General features: G+C 64.5%; 15 protein-coding genes. 4 read left to right on the top strand and 11 right to left on the bottom strand.

Annotated features, from left to right (window positions below; all coding sequences use genetic code 11):
* Positions 1-111 precede the first annotated feature (111 nt).
* Positions 112-1,359, top strand: a complete 1,248-nt coding sequence (locus AC2FLM_RS17835; RefSeq protein ID WP_496859341.1) for a DUF2254 domain-containing protein — start codon at positions 112-114, stop codon at positions 1,357-1,359.
* On the opposite strand, the gene AC2FLM_RS17830 is transcribed toward AC2FLM_RS17835, so the two are convergent.
* The 5 genes from AC2FLM_RS17830 to AC2FLM_RS17810 all read right to left on the bottom strand — a co-directional run bounded on the left by AC2FLM_RS17830 (position 1,343) and on the right by AC2FLM_RS17810 (position 6,994).
* Entirely contained in the window at positions 1,343-2,974 is a 1,632-nt protein-coding gene (locus AC2FLM_RS17830; RefSeq protein WP_496859340.1) for an MFS transporter, read from the bottom strand. The two genes, AC2FLM_RS17835 and AC2FLM_RS17830, sit on opposite strands and share 17 nt — an antisense overlap.
* Positions 2,971-4,278, bottom strand: a complete 1,308-nt coding sequence (locus AC2FLM_RS17825; protein WP_234221418.1) for an HlyC/CorC family transporter — start codon at positions 4,276-4,278, stop codon at positions 2,971-2,973. The genes AC2FLM_RS17830 and AC2FLM_RS17825 overlap by 4 nt, the downstream gene beginning before the upstream one ends.
* A 63-nt stretch (positions 4,279-4,341) precedes the next feature.
* Positions 4,342-5,301, bottom strand: coding sequence for a tyrosine recombinase (locus tag AC2FLM_RS17820; RefSeq protein WP_496859339.1), 960 nt, complete (start codon positions 5,299-5,301; stop codon positions 4,342-4,344).
* A 3-nt stretch (positions 5,302-5,304) separates the two neighbouring features.
* Positions 5,305-6,855 (bottom strand): hypothetical protein, encoded by a 1,551-nt coding sequence (locus AC2FLM_RS17815; RefSeq protein ID WP_496859338.1) that lies wholly within the window; start codon positions 6,853-6,855, stop codon positions 5,305-5,307.
* The gene (locus tag AC2FLM_RS17810; RefSeq protein ID WP_234145033.1) at positions 6,845-6,994 is read right to left on the bottom strand and encodes a hypothetical protein; all 150 of its coding nucleotides are present in this window, start codon (positions 6,992-6,994) and stop codon (positions 6,845-6,847) included. Before AC2FLM_RS17810 ends, AC2FLM_RS17815 begins: the two co-directional genes overlap by 11 nt.
* 78 nt (positions 6,995-7,072) lie before the next feature.
* Between AC2FLM_RS17810 and AC2FLM_RS17805 the strand changes: the two genes are divergently transcribed.
* Together AC2FLM_RS17805 and aroB are read left to right on the top strand one after the other, a co-directional pair.
* Positions 7,073-7,660 carry a shikimate kinase gene (locus AC2FLM_RS17805; RefSeq protein WP_496859337.1) on the top strand — a complete coding sequence of 196 codons (588 nt, stop codon included), beginning with the start codon at positions 7,073-7,075 and terminating at the stop codon, positions 7,658-7,660.
* Between the two features lies 1 nt (position 7,661).
* A complete protein-coding gene (gene aroB, locus AC2FLM_RS17800; RefSeq protein ID WP_496859336.1) occupies positions 7,662-8,774 on the top strand; it encodes a 3-dehydroquinate synthase in 1,113 nt (370 codons plus the stop codon).
* An 11-nt stretch (positions 8,775-8,785) separates the two neighbouring features.
* Here the strand turns inward: aroB and AC2FLM_RS17795 are convergent, their stop codons facing one another.
* Positions 8,786-9,856, bottom strand: a complete 1,071-nt coding sequence (locus AC2FLM_RS17795) for a site-2 protease family protein (RefSeq protein ID WP_496859335.1) — start codon at positions 9,854-9,856, stop codon at positions 8,786-8,788.
* 15 nt (positions 9,857-9,871) lie between these two features.
* Positions 9,872-10,399, bottom strand: coding sequence for a single-stranded DNA-binding protein (gene ssb, locus AC2FLM_RS17790; protein WP_234145037.1), 528 nt, complete (start codon positions 10,397-10,399; stop codon positions 9,872-9,874).
* 209 nt (positions 10,400-10,608) lie between these two features.
* Here ssb and AC2FLM_RS17785 point away from each other — a divergent pair, with 209 nt between their 5' ends.
* The gene (locus tag AC2FLM_RS17785) at positions 10,609-11,187 is read left to right on the top strand and encodes a lytic transglycosylase domain-containing protein (protein ID WP_234145038.1); all 579 of its coding nucleotides are present in this window, start codon (positions 10,609-10,611) and stop codon (positions 11,185-11,187) included.
* 84 nt (positions 11,188-11,271) lie between these two features.
* On the opposite strand, the gene AC2FLM_RS17780 is transcribed toward AC2FLM_RS17785, so the two are convergent.
* From AC2FLM_RS17780 to AC2FLM_RS17765, 4 genes are all read right to left on the bottom strand, one after another.
* Positions 11,272-13,359 carry a dipeptide ABC transporter ATP-binding protein gene (locus AC2FLM_RS17780; protein ID WP_496859334.1) on the bottom strand — a complete coding sequence of 696 codons (2,088 nt, stop codon included), beginning with the start codon at positions 13,357-13,359 and terminating at the stop codon, positions 11,272-11,274.
* Between the two features lie 97 nt (positions 13,360-13,456).
* Positions 13,457-14,659 carry an ABC transporter permease gene (locus tag AC2FLM_RS17775; protein ID WP_496859333.1) on the bottom strand — a complete coding sequence of 401 codons (1,203 nt, stop codon included), beginning with the start codon at positions 14,657-14,659 and terminating at the stop codon, positions 13,457-13,459.
* A gap of 14 nt (positions 14,660-14,673) precedes the next feature.
* Positions 14,674-15,720 (bottom strand): ABC transporter permease, encoded by a 1,047-nt coding sequence (locus AC2FLM_RS17770; protein ID WP_234145041.1) that lies wholly within the window; start codon positions 15,718-15,720, stop codon positions 14,674-14,676.
* A gap of 141 nt (positions 15,721-15,861) precedes the next feature.
* Positions 15,862-17,529: an ABC transporter substrate-binding protein gene (locus AC2FLM_RS17765; RefSeq protein WP_496859332.1), complete on the bottom strand. Its 1,668-nt coding sequence runs from the start codon at positions 17,527-17,529 to the stop codon at positions 15,862-15,864.
* Positions 17,530-17,562: the final 33 nt, after the last annotated feature.

The following is a 17,562-nucleotide window of genomic DNA, read 5'->3' as shown; positions in this document are numbered from 1 at the left end:
AGTCTAGGGACAGGTCTGACCTATCAGTCAGGGCAGATATGGCGCGGGTTCTTGTCGCTCTGCGACGGGATGTGTCGCAAATGAAATGTACAGCCGGTTCGAGAGGGCGATTTGCGAGATAAACTCCTGAATATTGCCCGGCGCATGCTGCGGCTGCTCTATGTACGGATTATTCTGATCGCCGCGCTCAGCCTGTTGTCGGTCCCGTTGGCGGCGCTTTTGGGTGATCTGATCCCGCCGGGGCTGGCCGACCGCATCGGCGCGGCGGCAGTGGACCCGATCCTGGCGACGCTGGCGACCAGTATGCTGGCGGTGACCACCTTTTCGCTGACGGTGATGACCGGCGCCCATCGTGCGGCCTGGTCGCAATGGGGGCCGCGCACCCATGTGATCCTCAAGGACGATACCGCCACCCATTCGATCCTTGCCGTCTTTGTCGGCGCCTATCTGTTCTCCATGTCCGGGATGGTGCTGCGGCGCACACCGATCTTTGGCGAACAGGAAAGCGTGGCGCTGTTTGCCATGACGATGCTGGTCATTGCCCTGATCGTGGTGTCGATCATCCGCTGGATCGCGCATCTGGAGGATCTGGGCAGTTTCGGCGAGACCCTGGCCCAGGTTGAACGTCGCGCGGCGGTGTCGCTGCGGGCACTGGCAAAGACGCCTTGTTACGGGGCACACGCGCTCACCGAGCAAACGGATCTGCCCGAGGGCGGGCAGATCCTGCGGGCGCCGCAGCCCGGATATGTCCAGCAGATCTTTGTCGAGATGCTGCAAGAGCTGGCCCAAAGGGCCGAAACCCGGGTCTATGTCACTGTTTATGTCGGCGATTACGTGCAGGAGGGGCAGGAACTGGCCCGGTTCGCTTGCAGCGATCTGGACGCTGAGGTCGCCGGGGAAGCCTGCCGCGCCTTTGCGATCGAGGGCGCGCGCACATTCGTGCAGGACCCGCTGTTCGGCCTGTCGGTACTGGGCGACATGGCCTGCCGGGCGCTGTCGCCGGGGATCAACGATCCATCGACGGCGATCACCGTGGTCGACCGGCTGTCCTCTCTGGTGCTGCTGGCAAATGGCGAGCAGAACGACAAAACCCCGGCTTGCGACCGCGTCTGGTTGCGGCCGCTTCCGCCCGATGCCCTGTTTGCCGAAACCTTTGACCGGATCGCCCGCGACGGCGCCACCAATATCGAAGTGCAACTTGCGCTGCAGCGGGCGCTGGCGGCGATAGGCACGCGGAGCGCGGGTGAACTGGAACAAGCTGCCCGCCGTTCTGCCGCGCGCAGCCTGGCGCGAGGGCTCGCGGGGTTGAGCGCGGCCGAAGACCGTGAGCGGCTGGAACGGGCTAGTCGCGGCTCTTGAACCGGCTCTGCTGCACCAGCCAGACGGTGAGCAGGGGGACAATCACGGTGATTGCTGCCACCGTCATCAGCAGATAGCCAAGCTGCGTGTAATCCGCCGGAACCGTCACCGTGCCGTCCTCGGCGCGGACCTCACGGGTGACGGTATAGATCTGGTTGAGGTACTTGGTCCCAAGGCTCGACGCGGACAAGGCCAGATTGGTGAACGAGGCCATGACCGCAAAGAACGTTGCCTTGAGATTGGCGGGCGCATTGCGCGCGATCCAGGCCAGCATCGGGATCATCGCCACCTGACCCAGCGGCGATTCCACCGCCGTGTTGACGATTGCGATGAACCGCGCGTCGACAATGCCGCCGGTCATGGCGGCGGTCCAGTGGTGGACGCCATAATACAACCCGATCCCGGGCAGCGACAACACCCCCGCCGCCAGCGTCAGTAGGATCACGATATCGGCGATGGTGCGCGAGGCGATCATCGGCCGCAGCACCACCATGCCCACCAGGGTCAGAACCGAGGTGATGAGATACAAGAGCGACAGGAATTGCTGGTCAAAGCCCAGCACGTCGATATCGAACCAGGTCGAGGCCGCACCGTTCAGCGGCATGGCGCGGAACATGAAGACGATGATCGCGGTGCCGATCAGGGCGCGTGCATGCGCCTGATCCAGATTGCGCACCAGTTGCCGCATCAGGGTCAGCACGATGGCCATCGATCCGGCAAAGACGATCTCTTGCGAAAACGGCAGGTCCATCAGCCCGACGGTCAGCGTCATCGCGACAAAGATGGCGCCGCCGGTGAAATACCAGTGGTTCAGCCGCACCTTCTCGCCCTCGGGGTCGAATGTGGCCAGCGCGCGCACCCGGTCCATCCCTTGCGCTGTCAGCCGGGCAATGGTGCGCCGCTTTTGCCAGCCGGCCAGCAGGACACCCGAGATCGAGATACAGGGGATCAGCAGGGCAAGCGCATAGATATGCCCATAGCGGGCGGCTTTCTCGGCCGGGGCCAGCGTTTCGATCCCGTCGAACAGAACGATGTTCAGGGCGGCGACCGCGCTGGCGCCGCCGATCAGGGCGAAGCGTCCCAGTGTCTGCATGGTGGTGTGCTGGGCACGCTGCACCTCGGGCGACAGCTCGGCGCCTTGCGCATCGTGCCGCGGCACCGCCTCGACCGACATGGCATCGGCGACCGCGTCCTGTACCACATAGCCGCAGGGGGCCAGCAGCACCGCCAATACATACCAGGCGGTGACCGACATGATGCCCGGCATCCAGTCGGCCCGGGTGGCCAGCCCATACATGATGGCGAAACTGGCCGCGATCAGCGCCGCGCCCAGATAGATCAGCCAGGCCTTCCAGCGCCAGATCAGGTCGACCAGATGGCCCAGCGGCATCTTCAGCGCCCAAGGCAGTCCGGCCCAGAAGGCAAGCCCGGCGATGAAGGCCGCCGAGACATCCAGATATTCCTTGACGAAGAACGTGCCGACAACGGCGGTCAGCCCCTGCGCCCCGGCGGCGAAATAGACCATCAGCGGCGGCAGGAAAGACCAGCGCATCTGCCGGCCCAGATCGAGGACAACAGCGTCGAACCAGCCCCGGATCCGGCCCGCGCGGGTCATAGCGGGCGGATCTTGAGCCCGGTGATCCGGTTGCCCTCGCGGCCCGTCACCTCGAAGCGGAAGCCATGAAAGGCAAAGACCTGACCCACGGTCGGGATCATTTGTGCCTCATGAATGACCAGTCCGGCGACCGTATTGGCCTCGTCATCGGGCAGCGACCAGTCCATTGCCCGGTTCACGTCGCGGATGGTCATGGCGCCCTCGACCAGGAACTGGCCATCGTCGCCACGGGTCACCGGCATTTCGGCATCGGGGTCGAATTCGTCGGTGATCTCGCCCACGATCTCTTCGAGAATATCCTCGAGCGTGATCAGCCCGCGCAAAGAGCCGTATTCGTCCACCACCAGCGCGAAATGGCTGCGAATGCGCAGAAAGGCGCGCATCTGGTCGTCGAGCGTCGTGGTCTCGGGCACGAAATAGGGCGCGTTGGCGACCCTTGTGATGTCGAAATCCTTGAGCCGCGCGGTGTGACCCTCGCTGCCGCCAACCTGGGCATACATGGCGCGGAACAGGTCCTTGGCATGGACCACGCCGATGATGTTCTCGGGCTCGCCGCGATAGACGGGCAGGCGGGTATGGGGGCTTTGCAGGCAGTGTTCCAGAATGGTTTCGGGCTCGGCATCGGCATCCAGCATCACGATATTCGAGCGATGCAGCATGATTTCCTCGACCGTGCGCTCGGCCAGGTCGAGCGCGCCCAGGATGCGGTCGCGGTCCTCTTTTTCCACCACGCCCTCGGAATGGCCGAGATAGAGCGCGCCGGCGATCTCCTCGCGCACCGCCATGATATGGCTGTCGGGGTCGATGCGCACGCCAAACAGCCGCAGCACCCCGCGCACCAAGAGCCGCACCAAGGCCACCACCGGCGAAAACACCATCACCACCACGCCGATGATCGGCGCCACAGCCGCGGCGGCCTTTTCGGCATTGGTGATGGCATAGGTCTTGGGCAGCACCTCGGCAAAGATCAGCACCAACAGCGTCATCACCAGCGTCGCCAGCGCCACCCCGCTTTCGCCAAAGGCGCGGGTGAACAGGGCGGTGGCCAGCGAGGCCGCAAGGATATTGACCAGGTTGTTGCCCAGCAGGACCGAACCGATCAGCCGTTCATTGTCATCGGTGATCGCAAGCGCCTTTTCCGCGCCTTTCGATCCCTTGTCGGCCTGGCTGCGCAGCTTGCCGCGCGACGCGGCGGTCAGCGCGGTTTCAGACCCCGAGAAGAAGCCGGAGAGAATGAGCAGGAACAGGATCGCGCCGGTCGTGATCCAGAAGGCGCTGTCGAGCGCGGGGGCAGAGGGGTCCATCGGTCCTGAAAACTTGTTTCACTGGCATCCGTTATGGGGTCGGAGGGGGGCGCGATCAAGGCCTCAGTCGGTATCGGTCTTGTCGTCGCGGGCCAGCGGGTGGTGATCCAGCACCAGTTCGGCCAGCCTTGCGTCCAGAACATGGGTGTAAATCTCGGTGGTCGAGACATCGGCATGGCCCAGCAGGGTCTGGATGGTGCGCAGATCGGCGCCATTGGCCAGCAGATGGGTGGCAAAGGCATGGCGCAGCGTGTGCGGGGTGACCTTGTCGGGCGACACACCGCCGGCGACGGCCAGTTCCTTGATCAGCAGGTAAAACCGGTGACGGGTCAGATGACCCGATTTCCCGCGCGAGGGAAACAGATGCGGCGAGCGGGCGCTGCCGCGCCGGGCGCCGTCCTCTTCGGCGGCGTCGCGCACCGTCAGCCAGGCCGCCAGCGCGGCGCGGGCGGGCGGCGACAACGGTACCATGCGTTCCTTGCCGCCCTTGCCGCGCACCAGCAGCATGCGCGGATCGCCCCGCGCCGCCGACGCGGGCAGCGAGACCAGCTCGCTGACCCGCATGCCGGTGGCATAAAGCAGTTCCATCAGACAGGTATTGCGCAGCCGGTCGGCGCTGGTGCGGCCGGTCTGGCGGGCGGCCTCCAGCAGACGGTCGACCTCGACCACCTCAAGCGTCTTGGGCAACAATTTCAGCCGCCCGGGCCCCTTGATCTGGATGGCGGGGTTGTCCGCGCGCCAGCCCTCGTCGAAGGCGAAACGGTATAGCTGCTTGATCGCCGACAGCCGCCGCGCGCGGGTCGCGCGGGCCAGTCCTTGCGCGTCGCAATCGACCAGATAGGCCTCGACCGTATCGCGGTCGGCCCCGCCCAGCGTGACGCCGCGCCGCTCAAGCCATTCGATGAAATCCTTGAGGTCGCGGCCATAGGCCAGCAGCGTGTTGTTTGCGGCCCCCAGTTCGGCCGCCTGCGCGTCGAGAAAGGTCGAGATCCATTGATGCGGTTGGGCAGGGGCTGTGGACATCGGTCAACTCCGCGTCAGCAGCATCAGTTGCAGCGCGGCGCGCCGCGCGGTGTCCTCCAGCCCGACACGGCGGAACAGGGCCAGCGCCACGCCCAGATCGTCATGATTGCCCATGGCGCCGCTGCCGAACCGGTCCATCGCTTCGAGAATCGCTTCGCCCAGATGACCGTCGCTCAACATCGCCTCCATCTCAGGGGGCAGGGCGGTGGAACTGTCGAACCCGTCCGCGATGGCCCCGGCCTGGGGCGAGGGCGGGGCGACCGAACCGGGAACGCCGCGCGCCAGCGCGGCAAGAAAGGCGCGGTCGCCGCTGGTATCCGCGGGGTCATGCGCCGCCGTTTCATAACCCGGGGACAACAGCCGGATGCGCCAGGCGAGTGCGGCGGCCTCGGGCGCGTCCAGCGGGGGCAGCGCCTCGGCAAAGAGTTGGGCAAAAGGCACTTCGAGCCGTGCCTGACGCATCGCTGCCCAGGCGATGGGCAGGGTCTTGGCCACCGCTTCGGCGCTGCCGCTTTGCAGGGCGGTTTCGAATTGCTGGACCGCCTCGACCCGGTCCCAGATACCGCCCGAAGCGGCCGGGCTGCGTTGGGTGTAAAGCCCCAACAGTTGGTTGGGCGTCAGCGCGCCGATGCGGGTCAGACGTTCGGCGGCCTCCAGTTGGGCCTTCCAGCCGGCCAGATCGCGCAGGTCGGCATTGGCAAAGGCACGTGGCAGGCCCGACGTGTTCAGAGGCTCGCCGATCGCCTCGAACAGGCGAAAGGTCAGCGGGTCGGGGCGCGCGGGGGCCGGGGGCGGCGGCAGATCCTCGAATATCTCGGGGCTGAGGAACCGGTCGAGCAGCGACAGCGTTTCGGGCGGCAGCAGCTCCAGCGCATGCGCGGTCTCCAGCGTCAGCGCCGCCGAGGTCCAGTCGCCCCGGCGCGCGGTGCAAAAGATCAGCGCCGCATAATCGGTCGCCAGATGCGGGCTGGCGGCCAGCGCGGCGCAACTGCTGTCCTCGTCCCCGGTCAGCAGGGTCGCGTCGAACCAGCGCCGAAACCGCTCTTGCGAGGCGGTGGGACCCGCCAGTTGGATCAGCGCCTGCGCCGGGTCCACCGCGCCCAGCTGCATCAGACGGTCGACCCGCGCCAGCAGCATCGTTTCCGCGGCCTGCGGGCTGGCATAGGGGGGGCGGGTTTCCGACAAGAGAAGCGTATAGAGCAGGGTCTGCATCGCCGGGTTGTCGCGTACCGGCACCCGCATCAGCCGCTCGGCCAGCAGCACCGGGTCGCTGCCCTGCCACAGGTCCAGCGGCAGGCCGGTCAGCTTGGTCGAGACCAGCCCCAGCGGCATTGGCAGCGCCTCGAGCGGGGTAACCTCGATCTGCGGCAGCAGCCCGCTCTGTGTAACCGGTGGTTCCAGCAGCACGGTGCCTGGCAGGGTCTGGGGGGCGGGGTTGGCCAGCCAGTCGATTGCCGACAAGGGCGCCTGCTGGGTCAGACCAGATACAGGCAAGCAGAACAGAAGCGCGGCCAGCCCGACAGGCCCAAGGATCGCCTTGTCCCTAGTCGGCATCCAACACCACCGGCAGGCGCTGTTCGGTCTGCGGCGCCGAAAAATCGACCCCGAAGAACGGACCCAGATAGGCATATCCGATCAGTCCGATTGCACTGAGACACACAATGTAGACCAGGAATTTGATCAGACGACCCATGATTTCACGCTGCCTCTTTCGTTCTTTTGCCCAAGTTATAACTGGCCTTTTTCACAAGATCACGTCATTCAGAGGACAATGAGCAAAATTGAGCATAACTCGGCCAAAACAATAGATGGTGGCGCGGCCGCGCTGCACAAGACCGTCGTCATGGTTGGCATGATGGGGGCGGGCAAAACCGCCGTGGGCAGGGCCCTGGCGCAACGGCTGGGCGTGCCGTTCCTGGACAGCGACGCCGAGATCGAAAACGCCGCAAACATGTCGATCCCCGAGATTTTCGAGCGTGACGGCGAGGCGTTCTTTCGCGATCGCGAAAGCCAGGTCATCGGGCGGCTGCTCAAGGGGGTGCCCTGCGTGCTGTCCACCGGTGGCGGTGCCTTTTTGGCCGAGGCGAATCGCCGGATGATCTCCGAGCGTGGCGTGTCGGTCTGGCTCAAGGCCGATCTGTCGGTGCTGTGGAATCGGGTCCGGCACAAGGACACCCGCCCGCTGCTGCGCACCGCCGATCCGCGTGCGACCTTGCGCGCGCTTTATGAGGCGCGGGTGCCGCTTTACTCCGAGGCCGATCTCTGCGTGATTTCGGATGGTGAAACCTCGATCGAGCAGATGGTCGACCGGGTGATCGCGGCGCTGGCAACGCGCAAGGATGTATTGGAACTGAGCTGACATGATGAACACGGTGCATGTCGCGCTGGGGGCGCGCAGCTATGATGTGGAAATCGGACCGGGCCTGATGGCCGAGGCAGGCGCGCGCATTGCGCCTCTGCTGAAACGGCGCCGGGTCTGCGTGCTGACCGACGAGACGGTGGCAAGCCTGCATCTGGAGGCGCTGCGCGAAGGTCTGGCCGCCGGCGGGATCACGATGCAGGCGCTGGCGCTGCCGCCGGGCGAGGCCACCAAAAGCTGGCCGCATCTGGAACGCGCGGTCGACTGGCTGTTGGCCGAGAAGGTCGAGCGCAACGATATCGTTGTGGCCTTTGGCGGTGGCGTGATCGGCGATCTGGCGGGCTTTGCTGCCGCCATTCTGCGCCGGGGCGTGCGGTTCGTGCAGATCCCGACCTCGCTTTTGGCGCAGGTGGACAGTTCGGTGGGCGGCAAGACCGGTATCAATGCCTCCCACGGCAAGAACCTGATCGGCGCCTTTCACCAGCCCTCGCTGGTGCTGGCCGATACTTCGGTGCTGGGCACACTGACGGCCCGCGATTTCCTTGCCGGCTATGGCGAGGTGGTGAAATACGGGCTGCTGGGCGATGCGGCGTTCTTTGACTGGCTCGAAGGGCAGGGACCGGCGCTGGCCGCTGGTGACATGGCCGCCCGGGTCGAGGCGGTGACCCGCTCGGTTCAGATGAAGGCCGATATCGTCGCCCGCGACGAGACCGAACAGGGCGACCGGGCGCTGTTGAACCTCGGTCATACCTTCTGTCACGCGCTTGAGGCGGCGACCGGCTATTCCGACCGGCTGCTGCATGGCGAGGGCGTGGCGATCGGGTGTGCGCTGGCGTTCGAACTCTCGGCGCGGCTGGGTCTCTGCTCGCAAGAGGACCCAAGCCGGGTGCGCGCGCATCTCAAGGCGATGGGGATGAAGACCGATCTGTCCGATATCCCCGGCGATCTGCCGGGTGCAGCGGCGTTGGTCGACCTGATGGCACAGGACAAGAAGGTGGTGGATGGCCAGTTGCGCTTTATCCTGGCGCGCGGCATCGGACAGGCCTTCGTCACCTCGGACGTCCCGCGCGCGGCGGTGCTGTCCGTGCTTGAGGATGCGCTGGCAAGCTACTGAAAAGGGGGCGATTATCGCCCCTGTATCACCATCAGCTCGCCCACGTTCTCGCGGGTGACATAACCCAGCATCCGCCCATCAGTCGTGGTGACTGCGACCGCCGGCGCCCCCTGATAAAGCGCGTCCAGCACCGTCTCCAACCCGCTGGCGAGCGGCACCTGCGGGATGTCACGCTCCATCACGGTTTCCGCCGAATCCGAACGTGGATGATCCGAGGCCAGCGCCGCGAACAGCCGTGCCCGTGTCACAAATCCCAAAAGACGCCCGTCCCCATCCAGCACCGGAAATTCATGCTGGGTGGTATGCAGCACCGCCTGCGCGGCGGTGGCCAGCGTATCGGCGGGGCCCAGCGTCTCGAAGCGGGTGATCATCGCGTCGCGCGCCAGCAGGCGGCGGGTTACCGCGCGCATGGCGACATCCTGCGCCTCGGCATTGGCGGCGATAAAGACAAAGACCGCGATCAGCACCAGTACCGGGTTGCCGCCGCTGAGCCCGGCAAAGCCAAAGAGCAGCGCCACCAGCTGCCCGGCGGCGGCGGCGATGCGGGTGGCGCGCACCCGGTCCATTGTCAGGCTGAGCGCGGCACGCAGGACGCGCCCGCCATCCATCGGAAAGGCCGGGATCAGGTTGAACACCGCCAGGAACAGGTTGACCATCGCCAACCGGCCCAGGAAATCGGGCTCGGCACTGTCGATGGCGGTCAGCGTTTCGAACCTGGTATCGACACCCACAAGGGTGAGGGCGGCCCAGATCGCAACATTAACCGCCGGACCGGCCAGCGCCACCACGATTTCTTGCCCCGGCTTCTCGGGCATCTTGTCCAGCCGGGCCAGCCCGCCGATGGGCAGCAAGGTGATATCGGGGGTGCGGATGCCATAGCGGCGCGCGGTCAGGGCGTGACCATATTCATGCGCCACCACACAGGCAAACAGCGCCAGCACAAAACCGGTGTTTTCCACCGCGCTGGGCCAGCCGCCCATCTGATAGGCCGAGATGCCGATCCAGGCGATGAGCAGAAAGAAGGTGACATGGACCTTCAGTTCCGAGCCAAAGAGACGGCCGATGGTGAAGGACCATGTCATGATATGCCTCCGGGTCTAGAACGGGATCTCGTCGTCGTCGATGCCGCCCGAGGCCGGACCACGCCCGCCGCCCTGATTGCCGCCGCCCGAGGGGCCGCCATAGGGGTCACCCGCCGGCCCGCTGTCATAGCCGCCGCCGTAACCGCCGCCCTGACCGCCGCCGTAACCGCCGCCGCCGCTTCCGCCTTCGCTGCGCCCATCGAGCATCACCAGCGTCGCGCCGAAGCCCTGCAACACCACCTCGGTGGAGTAGCGGTCCTGGCCGGACTGGTCCTGCCATTTGCGCGTTTGCAACTGGCCCTCCAGATAGACCTTGGATCCCTTGCGCAGATATTGTTCGGCGACGCGGACCAGACCTTCGTTGAAGATGGCGACCGAATGCCATTCGGTCCGTTCGCGCCGCTCGCCCGTATTGCGATCCTTCCAGGTTTCAGAAGTGGCGATGCGCAGGTTGCACACCTTGCCCCCGTTCTGAAATGTCCGCACCTCGGGGTCGCGGCCCAGATTTCCCACCAGAATGACTTTGTTGACCGAGCCAGCCATGGGTTCCCCGTCTCCTGTTCTTGTTACGTCTTGTATTGTGATCGGCCCGAATCTTGCCGACCCGTCCCGACAGACCCTACACGCGCGCGCAGGCAGAGGGAAACCGCTAGCAAGGTTTTGCCGGTTCAACCCGTCCGCGCAGGCAGGGTTTTCTTCGCCGTCAAACCGGCTATAGTCCCGCGCGAGGGGTTACGGACAGGTTCATACCAATGCGCAGGCTCTTTTCCGGTTTCATCGCGGCGGCGGTTGCCGTCTCGGCCATGCCTGCGGGTGCGGACATGTTCTCGACCAAGAACCGGCGCGACCTGTTTCAGAAACAAGCCCGGCTGCTCGATACCAGGGGCGCCAGCCAGTACGAAAGCTCGACCCGCCTGCAACCGCCCACCGCCCAGACCACGCCGACCCGGCGCTATACCGGCAAGTACAAGGGCGAATACCTGCAAATGGCCCGCGACGCGGCCCGGCGCCACAATATCCCCGAGGATCTGTTTCTGCGACTGGTGCAGCAGGAAAGCGGCTGGAACCCGCATGCCAAATCGCACAAGGGCGCGCTGGGGCTGGCCCAGCTGATGCCGGGCACCGCCCGCGCATTGGGGGTTGATCCGGGCGATCCGTATGAGAATCTCGACGGCGGTGCCCGCTATCTGTCGCGCCAATACCGCAAGTTCAAATCCTGGCGCCTGGCGCTGGCAGCCTATAACGCCGGTCCCGAAGCGGTCGAGAAATACGGCGACGTGCCGCCCTATGAAGAGACCAAGAACTACGTCAAGGTGATCTGGGGCAGCTGAGCCGCTCACTCGCAAAGCGCGCCGTCACAGCCCCGTTATTCGAGAAAACCCGCAGTCCAAAGGCTGCGGGTTTCATGTTTCTGCCTATTCTGCCGCGATCTTGATCACGGGGCCCATTCTGGCCAGCACCTCGTCGCTCAGGTGGCATTTCACCTGATGGCCGTCGCCCAGTTGGCGCACCGGTGGCACGTCCTTGTCGCACAGGCCGCCCGGCACTTCGGATTTCCAGCGGCAGCGGGTCTGGAACGGGCATCCCGGCGGCGGGTTCATCGCCGAGGGGATGTCGCCTTCGAGCACGATATGCTCCTTCACCACCGAGGTATCGGCGATCGGCACCGCGCTCAGCAGTGCCTCGGTATAGGGGTGATAGGGCGGGCTGAACACCTGGTCGGTGGTGCCCAGCTCGACCACATGGCCCAGATACATTACCATCACCCGGTCGCTGAGATAGCGCACGATCGACAGGTCGTGACTGATGAACAGCAGCGTCGTCTTCTGCTCGCGCTGGATCTCCATAAGCAGGTCGGTCACCGCCGCCTGCACCGACACGTCCAGCGCCGAGACCGGCTCGTCCGCCACCACGATGCGGGCGCCGCCGGCAAAGGCGCGGGCGATGCCGACGCGCTGTTTCTGGCCGCCCGACAGCTGCCGCGGCATCCGCTCGGCAAAGGCGCGCGGCAGTTTCACCAGATCGAGCAGTTCCAGCATCCGCTGTTGCCGCTCGCCATCGTTCTTGCCGATGCCAAAGATCTCCAGCGCGCGGATGATCTGGCGGCCTACGCTCATCGAGGGGTTGAGCGTGTCGAACGGGTTCTGGAACACCATCTGCACGTCCGAGACGGTCTTGGTATCGCGTGCCTCGATCGGGATCTGTTCGATGTTGCGATTATCGAGCAGGATTTGCCCGTCGGTGGCGGTTTCCAGCCCCATCAATACCTTGGCAAAGGTGGACTTGCCGCAGCCGCTTTCGCCGACGATGGCCAGCGTCTCGGATTCGCGGGCCTCGAATGACAGGGTCTCGTTGGCCTTCACCACCTTCTTTTCACCGCCGCCGAACAGGGCATTCGCGGCCACCTCGTAATACTTCTTGAGGTTGTCCATCTTCAGCACGACCTCGCCGATCTCGCCCTTTTCCTTTTGCGCGGCGAGCGTGATCGGTGCGTTCCAGTCGATTTCGCGGAATTTCAGGCAGCGGGTGTGGTGGCGGTCATTGCCCGGCACCGCCTCCATCAGAATATCCTGCGCGTCACAGCGCCCGGCTTCGAAATAGTCACAGCGCGGCCCGAAGTTACAGCCGGGCGGGCGCTCGTGGGGCAGGGGGAAGTTGCCGGGAATGGCCACCAGCGGACGGCTGTTCTTGTCGGCGCCGGGCAGCGGGATCGAACGGAACAGCGCCTGGGTATAGGGGTGCTGCATCTCGTCGAACACATCCTTGATCGAGCCGCGCTCGACCGCCTCGCCGGAATACATCACGCAAAGCCGGTCGCAGGTTTCCAGCACCAGGCCCAGGTTGTGGCTGATGAACAGCATCGAGGTGCCGTATTTCTTGCCCAGATCCTTGACCAGCTCGACCACGGCGGCCTCGACCGTCACATCAAGCGCGGTGGTGGGCTCGTCCAGGATCAGCAGCGCCGGTTTCGACATCAGCGCCATGGCGATCACGATGCGCTGCTGCTGGCCGCCCGACAGCTGGTGCGGATAGCTGTTGAGCATCCGCTCGGGGTCAGGCAGGCGCACATCCGTCACCACTTCCAGTGCGCGTTTGCGCGCCTCTTCGGCTGAGACGCCTTCGTGGATCATCGGCACTTCCATCAGCTGCCTGCCGATCTTCATTGCCGGGTTGAGGCTGGCCATCGGCTCCTGATAGATCATCGCGATCTCGTTGCCGCGAATGTTGCGCAGCTCGTCGGCGCTCATCTGCGCCAGATCGCGGCCCTTGAACTTGATGGTGCCGCCGACGATGCGGCCGTTCTTGCCCAGGTCCTGCATCACCCCCAGCGCCACGGTGGATTTGCCGCAGCCGGACTCGCCCACCAGCCCTACAGCCTCGCCGGGCTGCACGCTGACCGAGAAATCCATCACCGCGGGAATTTCCCGCAGCCGGGTGAAAAAGGAAATCGACAGCTTGTCGATCTCCAGGATCGGCCCGTCATATTCCGCCATCTTGCTCATGTTCTTGTCTCCCTGTCGGAGCGGAAAGAAAGCCTTCTTCCTCTTGCTCCAAATATCCCGGGGGGTCCGGGGGGCTGGCCCCCCGGCTTTGATCACGTCAGTCCTTCAGGCTTTCTTCGCGCAACCCGTCCGCCAAGAGGTTCAGACCCAGAACCAGCGACAGCAGCGCCAGCGCGGGCGGCAGGGCCGGGTGCAGGTAGATCGACAACAGCTTGCGCCCTTCGTTGATCGTGCTGCCCCAGTCCGGGCTTTCCGGCGGCAGACCCAGGCCAAAGAAGCCCAGCGTGCCCAAAAGGATGGTGGTATAGCCGATGCGCAGACAGAAATCGACGATCAGCGGCCCGCGCGCATTGGGCAGGATCTCCCACAGCATGATGTACCAGGGGCCTTCGCCGCGGGTCTGGGCAGCGGCGACATAGTCGCGTGTCTTGATGTCCATCGCCAGGCCCCGCACGATACGGAACACCGTGGGCGAGTTGACGAAGACCACCGAGACAAAGACCACCAGGATGCCGCCCGGAATGTCGAACGGGTCGAGCACCGAGGGCAGGCCCGGAATGCTGCGCACCAGATAGCCGTTCTCCGAGATCAGTGCCAGATAGAGCCACAGCGCAAAGCCCAGCACCCCGATCAGCAGCGGCGTGCGGAACGCGGGCTGGGTGCGATAGCGCGAGTTCAGCAGCACGCCCAGAAAGATGATCGGGAACATGAACAGCACGATGGCCATCATGGTGGGCAGGCCGGTTGCCACGATCTCGGGTGTGACCAGCAGGTAGAACAGCAGGATGACCGGAAAGGCCAGGATCAGGTTGGCGAGGAAGGACAGGAACGTGTCCAGCCGACCGCCATAATATCCCGCCGGCAGGCCCAGCGTGATGCCGACCATGAAGGCGAACAGCGTCGCCAGCGGTGCGATCTGCACCACGATCCAGGCGCCCTTGATCACCCGGCTGAACACGTCGCGTGCCAGGTTGTCGCCGCCCAGCAGATACCAGGCGTATTCGCCTTCCTCGGCACCCGCCAGCGGTGTGCCGGGCACCTTGTTCTTCATGCCCGAGACCTGGCTCAGCGGATCATGGGTGATGATCATGTCCAGGGCGCCGAAGATGCCGACAAAGACCCAGAACATCACCAGGCCAAAGCCGATCATGCCGATGGGGCTGTCAAACAGCTTGCCATAGAGGCCCAGCCGCCGCTTGAACGCGATCGACAGGGCAAAGAGCAGCAAGAGTGCGATCCAGACCGATGACAGCTGGTACAGCACGCGGATGATGATTTCGAATGTACCGAGAGGTTCCATGTCCCGTTCCTCCCTTACGAAATGCGGATGCGCGGGTTGAGGTAGACATAGCCGATATCCGAGATCAGCTGCGTGATCAGAACCACGAAGACCGAAACCACCGATACCGCCAGCAAGAGCTGGATGTCATTATTGCCCGCCGCTTCGACCAGAACCCAGCCGAAGCCCTTGTAGTTGAACAGGCTCTCGACGATGACCACACCGTTCAACAGCCAGGGAAATTGCAGCATGATCACCGTGAACGGCGCGATCAGCGCGTTTCTCAGCGCGTGCTTGATCACGATATTGGGGAAGGACACGCCCTTGAGCCGCGCGGTGCGGATATATTGCGCCGTCATCACCTCGGTCATCGAGGCGCGGGTCATCCGGGCGATATAGCCCATCCCGTAAAGCGCGATGGTCAGCACCGGCAGAAAGAAATTCTCGAAAGTGGGATTTTCCATCGCCTGGGTCGCGGTGCCCTTGAACCATTTCAACCCGACGGTCGAAGAGGTGAAGACCGCGATGAAGATCACGCCCGAGACATATTCAGGTGTCGCGGTGCTGAGGATCGAGAAGGTCGACAGCGAACGGTCCGTTCGCGATCCTTCGCGCATGCCCGCCAGCACGCCCACCAGCAGCGCCGAGGGCACCATCAGGATCATCACCCACATCATCAGGTACAGCGTGTTGCCCAACCGTTTCCAGATGATCTCGTCCACATCGGCCTTGAATCGGGTCGAATACCCCCAATCGCCCTGGACGATACCGCAGAACCGCGGCGTCTCTTCCGGGGTCAGTCCGGGCCGCACGCAGGTTCCGACGAACTGGCCGTCATTGAGAGTCTTGGTAAAGCCCGGCACCACGCCCAGCCAGCGGCCGTACTTGGTCAGCAGCGGTTCGCTATAGCCTCGGTTGTCGAGCCAGGTCTGCACCTGCTCGTCGCTCATCCGCTGGTTGCCCTGCGTTTTCGCCAGTTTTTCGAGGTTCGGGTAGAGGTTCGTGAGGAAGAAGACCACGAAGGTCAGGCACAATGCCGTCAGCAGCATCACCCCGAACCGACGGAGAATGAAAAGTCCCATGTTAGCCCCTGTTGATCAGGCTGGTCCGCAGCGGTCGCGCCCTTGGTTTCGGCGTCTGGACCCCGGAAGAGGGCGGGGCGGTGCTGCGGCTGGAGGAGCGCGCCGAAAGGCGCGCTCCGGTCGATATCGGGTGGTGGCCGATTAGGCCGCCCAGCCCCACTTGTAGTGGTGGTGTTCAAAGGCGATGTGCATGTCGGTGCCCACCAGACCCTCTTTCATGTGGCGGTACAGCGCGCGCCAATAGGGCTGGATGGTCACGCCTTCCTCCTGGATCAGGGCCTCGCCCCTGGCCACCACCTCGCGCCGCTTGTCGGCATCGGCCAGTGCCAGCGCCTCGGCCAGGATGGCGTCGAAATCGGGGTTGGCCCAGCCGAACTCGTTCCAGGCCTCGCCCGAACGATAGGCCAGAGCCCAGATCTGCACGCCCAGAGGACGGTGGTTCCAGTTGGTCGAGCTGAACGGATACTTGGTCCAGTCGTTCCAGAAGGTCGAGCCGGGCAGAACCGTCCGCTTCACCTTGAAGCCCGCGTCGCGCAGCTGGGCTGCCACGGCGTCGGTGGTGTTGCGGCGCCAGTCGTCGTCGATGGAGACGATCTCGTGCTCGAAATCCATCATCCCGGCTTCTTCCATCAGGGCCTTGGCCGCGGCGGGATCGTGCTTGCGCGCGGGCAGGGCGGCATATTCCGGGTGGCTCGGGCCGACATGGTGGTTTTCAGCCGGTGCGCCGCGCCCGCCATAGCCCAGTTCCAGACAGATGGCGTTGTCCACGGCCATCGAGATGGCCTGACGCACGCGCTTGTCGGCATAGGGTTTCACGCCGTCGATCTCGGCCAGCTGGTTCGGACGCACGACGATCGTGCTCATGGTCACCACTTCGGACTTGGCATAGCCCAGCCCATCCATCACGTCGATGAATTCACCGACGGATTCGTGCAGCATGTCGACTTCGTCCGATTCCAGAGCCGACAGCCAGGCCGACGGGTCGGTGCCATAGTCGATATACTCGATCCGGTCGAGTGCCGGACGGCCGAACACGGCCTCACCCCACCAGTTGTGGTTCTCGTTACGCACCAGGGTGCATTTCACGCCCACTTCCAGCTCTTCGATCACATAGGGGCCGGTGCCCACATTGTTGGTCAGGTCGCTTTCGCTGAACGAGCTGTGCACGATGGCTGCCGGATAGTCCGACATGCCCGCGATCAGCGAGATGTCCGAATTGGGCAGGTTCAGGCGCACGGTGTGGCTGTCGACCACTTCGATCGCGCCGTCGATCGCCTGGCCGCTGTCGGCGTCGATCAGGCTGGCGAAACGGCCCGCCATCGAGTTGGTTTCCGAGCTCTTGTCGCACCAGCGGGCGATGTTGCGGGCCACGTCATCGGCGGTGAAGTCTTCGCCGTTGTTCCAGGTGACGCCCTTGCGGACGTTCAGGGTATAGACGGTGGCGTCGTCGTTGATTTCCCAGCTTTCCAGCAGGATGCCGCGGAAGGTCCCGTCCGAGTTGTACTCGACCAGATATTCCATGGTGCCACGGGTCTCGTTGCCCAGTTCGGACCAGTCATAGGTCCGCGGATCCTTCAGTTCGCGCACGCTCATCTGCACGCGCAGGGTACCGCCCTGCTTGGCTTCGGAGGCGACAGCAGGGGTCGGCGCGGTCAGACCGATCAGCCCATAGGCCGCGGCGGCGCTGACACCCAGACCGGTGGCGCGGGTCAGGAACTCACGGCGGCTCAGCTTGCCGTCGCGGAACTCCTGCGCATGCATTTCGGCAGCCCAGTGTACCGGCTGCTGGCGGGTTTCGTGTGTGGTCATGAAAGTCTCCCTGTGACTTTTTCAGTTAGCGGT

The organism is Ruegeria sp. SAZD011, assembly GCF_059612545.1.
Note: the sequence above shows the minus strand (reverse complement) of the source record. Positions and strands in the feature narration are given on the sequence as shown.